Source organism: Streptomyces sp. NPDC002958 (assembly GCF_055563255.1).
The window spans coordinates 1-4508 of sequence record NZ_JBVHDS010000068.1; the positions used below are offsets into that span (position 1 = coordinate 1).

Sequence of the window (4508 nt, forward strand, 5' to 3'; positions counted from 1 at the left end):
CGGCCCACCACGGCCTGACCACAGGCCCGGACCGCGGGCCCCACCAGGCCACGACGCACCGTCAGGCACCTGCAACCCAACAACGTGACAGCACCCGTAGGTCTTCTCGAATGCTTTGATGGCCTTCTCGGCGTGGGTGCGGTCCTCGGCGTTGTATATCTCCTGCATGGCCTTCGTTGCGCCCGGCTGTGCGGACTTCGGCAGGGCGTTCGTGACATTTCTGGCTTTGTGAACCCAGCAGCGTTGATGGCGCGTGGCGGGGAACACCTCGGCCAGGGCCTTCCACAAGCCCATGGCACCGTCGCCGACGACCAGCTCCGGGTCGCGCATGCCGCGTCGGCGGCAGTCACGCAGTAGGTCGGCCCAGGACTCGGTGGACTCCCGCAGGCCCTCGGCCAGCGCGATCAGCTCCTTGGTGCCGTCTACGCGGACGCCAAGCAGGACCAGGACGCAGGAGTGCGCCTGCCCGAGCCGGACCTTGGGGTGCACGCCGTCGGCCCATACGTAGACGAAGTCGCGGTCGGAGAGGTCCCGATCCTGGAAGGCTGCGTGGTCCTCGCCCCACTGCTTCGTCAGTCGGGTCACGGTCGCGGCCGACAGGCCTGCGGTGCCGCCGAGGAACTGCTCCAGCGCGGGCACGAAGTCCCCTGACGAGAGTCCGTGCAGGTAGAGCAGCGGCAGCACCTCGGAGATCTTCGGTGACTTGCGGCACCAAGGCGGCAGGATCCTGGAGGAGAACCGCCTGCGCTCGCCGGTAGCCTCGTCGATGCGGCGGTCGTTCACCCGCGGGACGGTGACCTCGACCGGGCCGGCCGCGGTGACCACGGTGCGGGGCCGATGGTGGCCATTGCGGACCACCAGGCGCCGGCCGGACCCGTCGGTCTCGGCGGCCAAGTCGGCTATGTACTGGTTGAGTTCGGCTTCCAGCGCTGCGGCCAGCATGCGTCGGGCGCCTTCGCGCACGATCTCGTCTATCAGGGAGCCGGACTCGGTGGTACCGTCGGCGGTGACTACGCTGAGCACAGGGCGCGCCTTCCCGGCCCGCGCTGCAACGCGGGCCTACTCGGAGGCCTTAAGGATCATGCGGGAAGGTACGCCCTCCGCGTGCCCTCCCGGAACCGATCCACAAGTCCTGAGCATTGCTCGGGAGTACGTCGACGAGGGCTGAACCCTGAGAGGACACCGCGACCGCGGGCATCAGCGTGCAGTCCACCGGTGGCGGCGAGGCCGCCCGTGGAACCGCCCGGGGAACGTAGACGACCAAGTAGTGGGGCTGCGCGAGCCCCAGGAACATCAAGCCGCCGCTGGCGGACCAAGGAGCCACGATTTTGCGGTGCCCGGCCCAGGAGCAGGGGTGAGACATGCGTTGCGTTAACTGTGGACAAGAGACTGAGTATGAACACGCGCCCCCCATGGGGGGCTCACCGGAGATAGGGTTGGTACACGTCAGCAGCGGTATGATGGCCTGTTTCCCGGAGCGTGGTCCGGCAAGCCCGATTGTCAAAGCTCCGGTGCCACCGCACCTCCGCCGCCTTCTGGAGCAGGGACCGCGGTTGCCTCCGCCGCCACCACCCGGATTCCTGATCGAGGATGACGAGCCCGGTTCGGGGGCGTGCAGTCCAACGGCACTGTGACGTCCGTGTCACGCGGGCTGCCCCAGCCGTCGGAGCCCTGTCCGACCCGGACCGTAGCCTGACCGCTGTCCGCACGACACAGGAGGTACGCCCCGTGGATCCCACGACCGCCCGCCACATCAGGTCCGCCACGGCCCTGCCGGCGACGCGCTCGCTATATTGAACCAGGCTTCCTCCGCCGGTGGCATCAGGGCGGCCCGGGTGCCCGCCTCGGAGAATTCCGCGATCGACCACGCCGTCGCATCGGCATTGCTCCTGCGCGTCGATGAGCTGAACCAGGTCCGCGAGGGCCTTCTCACACAGAGCAAGTCCGCCTGCGCCATCGCCGCACGGGCCGTGCACAAGCGCGGAAAACTGACTGAGGATCAGCATCGCGCGGTCCTTGACCCGTTTACCGCCGCCGGCGTCGCCGAGCTCGTGGAGTGCCCCCCTCCTCGGGGTACATCGGGATGATCCGCGACGGCGCACTGTGCATGCTGGATCCTGAGCTGCCGACTGCCCGTAGCCTTCCTCCATGCAGGCAACTTTGATGATCTACGACGGCACGGCCGCGCCCGATGCAGACGTGCCACGTACCGGGGGTGTGCCGCTGGCCCCCGAGGGGTTCACCTGGCCGGTGTGCGGCGACTACTGCGGAGGGCCGATGCAGTTCTTCGCGCATCTGCCGGTCGAGTACGGCGTCCTGTCGGTGTTCGTGTGCCAGAACGATCCGGGCGCCTGCGAGCTGTGGGACGCGACCTCCGGGGCGAATCGGGTCCTTCTTTTCCCGCCCGCGGGACTGGTACCGGTGGCCGTACCCGAGAAGGGCGTGACGCTGCTGCCCGCAGTGTCGGCGATCACGACCCGGGTCGTGACGCTCGAACCCGAGGAGGATGACGGCGACGATCTCCCGCCCGACGCATACGACCTCGCCCGTTCAGTGTGGAAGCGGGAGCCCGGCGAGCGGTTCGGGAAGCAACGCGAGGTGCTCGGATCGCTCGGCGGCAGCCCCTCCTACCTGGACGACGACCGGTTGCCCGGGTGCCCCTCCTGCTCCGGCACGACGGAATTCGCGGCACACCTGGAGGAGGGGATCAACCGGCAGACCGCGATGAGCCTCGGCGGCCAGTTGGGCTACGTCTTCGTCTGCCGCCCCTGCTCCGAGGGCGCCTTCCTCACGGGCTGAGCGCGCCTGTGGCGGCAGGCCCCGCCGCCTACGCGGACGGGCCGCCCCCCGCTCTCCTCCTCCGCCACAGTCTCCTCCGGGGTGGCCGTGAGTGTTCGGTGCAATCCCTGATCCAGGAAGATTCATCGGTGTCCAGTGAGCACGTGACGGAGGCCGAGACCGCCGAGACGCCTGAGCCGAAGCAGCCGGCGACGGTTGACGGTTGACGGTCAGTTGATCCACGAGTTGGTGGTGCGGGCTGCAGGCCGAGAACCTTCGGCTGACAGATGAGGGGGCATCCTTCAGCGGCTGACGAAGTGGCTGCCGCTGTCCGATCGGTGGTCGGGATCACCGACCACCTCGGCTCCGACAAGCACAATCCGTGTTCAGCGTCAAGGGGGCGGAGCGCGGGCAAGGGCGGCGGCGTCACCCTTGTGTGCCGCTGCCGTTGTTGTCGAACTTCTCGAGCGGCGTGCGGGCGCCGTCGCGGAACGCGTCGAGGCCCGTCTCGAAGTCGACCGCTGACCCCGCGAACAGCGCCGATTCGTCGGGTGCAACGTAGATCTTGCCTCCGCCGCGTACGGCGTGCACGAGGCAGACGCCGAGCCCGTCGGGCAGCTCGATGACGTTCAGCACCGGGTCGGTCCTGAGCTGAGCGAAGTGCGCTCTGCCCACCACTATGAGCCGGTCGACGCCCTCGGATGCCGCGTCGCTGCCGCCTGCGGCAGGTGGCAATGGTGCCGTGCGGTCCTCGACCGCCTCGACTGCGTAGCCGGAACGCTCGGCAGCGTCGAGGAATGCATGGAGATCGGATGCCTCGCGCAGGAGCGCTCCGAGCTCGCCCTCGCATTCGGCCACGTGGAACGTCGCGGTGGCGAACGGATGCGTGACCGGTGCAGCCCCTGGCAGCGGCGGCAGGGTTGAGGTGCTTACGAGCACCCCCGGTTCGCCCCTGAGTCCCATCGCGAGCCGCTTGCCGTGGAAGAGGCGGTATGTGCGCACCGACCCGGTTGCATCACTCACGACGTCTGCTCCGTTTCCTATAATTGCCCGTAGGGCTCCGCGTATGCACCGCCGGGCAGTAGAACGGCCCGCTGCCCGCAACCGCAGGCGTCCTCAACTTTCGAAACGCCGGCTGCTGGCCAGCACCGCGCAGTGAGCCCGGCGCGGCCGCCTACTCGGATCCGACCTCGACGATCCGGACGTCCTCGGCAATCGAGTCCTCCGCCACCCTGGCCCGGTAGAGCGCCAAGTCGTAGGCGTCGTACGACGCCAACGAGCTTCCCTCGTAGGTCCACTCCACGCGGTATCGCTCCGCCACCCGGCTCCCCTCCCGTTCGCGACCAGCAGACGGAACTCTGTCCGAATTCGACCTGCAGGCGTTCGACCAACTGGGAGACGTGCGCGTCGCCGTAGAGGCGAGAGAACGATCTCCATATATTCAGCCTAACGGCCCGGCTGCGTGCGGGTGCGCAGCCGGGCCCGGCGGCCGGGGGGTGGGCGGCCCGCGGTCACATCGTGAACCAGGCCAACACCGGCCTGGTGGCCAGTACCGCCGGGCTCGTGTTCGGGGAAGCGGGCCTGATCGGCAGTTCCGTTGCCCAGACGCTGCCGGGGGCGCGGGCGCCCGTGCGGCTAAGTGGTCGGCTGCGGAAGTTCTTCGGGGGTTGACTGCAGAGTCGGCGTGGTATCTGGTGTCCCGACTTGCCGGATCGCCACCGCGTCTTTCC

At 68.7% G+C, this 4508-nt stretch carries 5 protein-coding genes; 2 read left to right on the forward strand and 3 right to left on the reverse strand.

The window, feature by feature from the left end; genetic code table 11:
• Nucleotides 1-1023 (reverse strand): IS256 family transposase (locus ACZ3IC_RS34030; RefSeq protein ID WP_467422572.1); only part of this gene is annotated, 1023 nt, incomplete at its 3' end.
• Nucleotides 1024-2148: 1125 nt separating this feature from the next.
• Here ACZ3IC_RS34030 and ACZ3IC_RS34035 point away from each other — a divergent pair.
• A complete protein-coding gene (locus ACZ3IC_RS34035) occupies nt 2149-2799 on the forward strand; it encodes a YwqG family protein (protein ID WP_467422574.1) in 651 nt (216 codons plus the stop codon).
• Nucleotides 2800-3204: 405 nt separating this feature from the next.
• On the opposite strand, the gene ACZ3IC_RS34040 is transcribed toward ACZ3IC_RS34035, so the two are convergent.
• Nucleotides 3205-3801 (reverse strand): hypothetical protein, encoded by a 597-nt coding sequence (locus ACZ3IC_RS34040; RefSeq protein WP_198676902.1) that lies wholly within the window; start codon nt 3799-3801, stop codon nt 3205-3207.
• A 151-nt stretch (nt 3802-3952) separates the two neighbouring features.
• Nucleotides 3953-4099 carry a hypothetical protein gene (locus ACZ3IC_RS34045; RefSeq protein ID WP_467422577.1) on the reverse strand — a complete coding sequence of 49 codons (147 nt, stop codon included), beginning with the start codon at nt 4097-4099 and terminating at the stop codon, nt 3953-3955.
• Nucleotides 4100-4296: 197 nt separating this feature from the next.
• Between ACZ3IC_RS34045 and ACZ3IC_RS34050 the strand changes: the two genes are divergently transcribed.
• Entirely contained in the window at nt 4297-4449 is a 153-nt protein-coding gene (locus tag ACZ3IC_RS34050; RefSeq protein WP_467422578.1) for a hypothetical protein, read from the forward strand.
• Nucleotides 4450-4508: the final 59 nt, after the last annotated feature.

Bases quoted from the DNA above. Each gene is read 5' to 3' on its own strand.
- ACZ3IC_RS34035 (WP_467422574.1), top strand. From the start codon at position 2,149: ATGCAGGCAACTTTGATGATCTACGACGGCACGGCCGCGCCCGATGCA.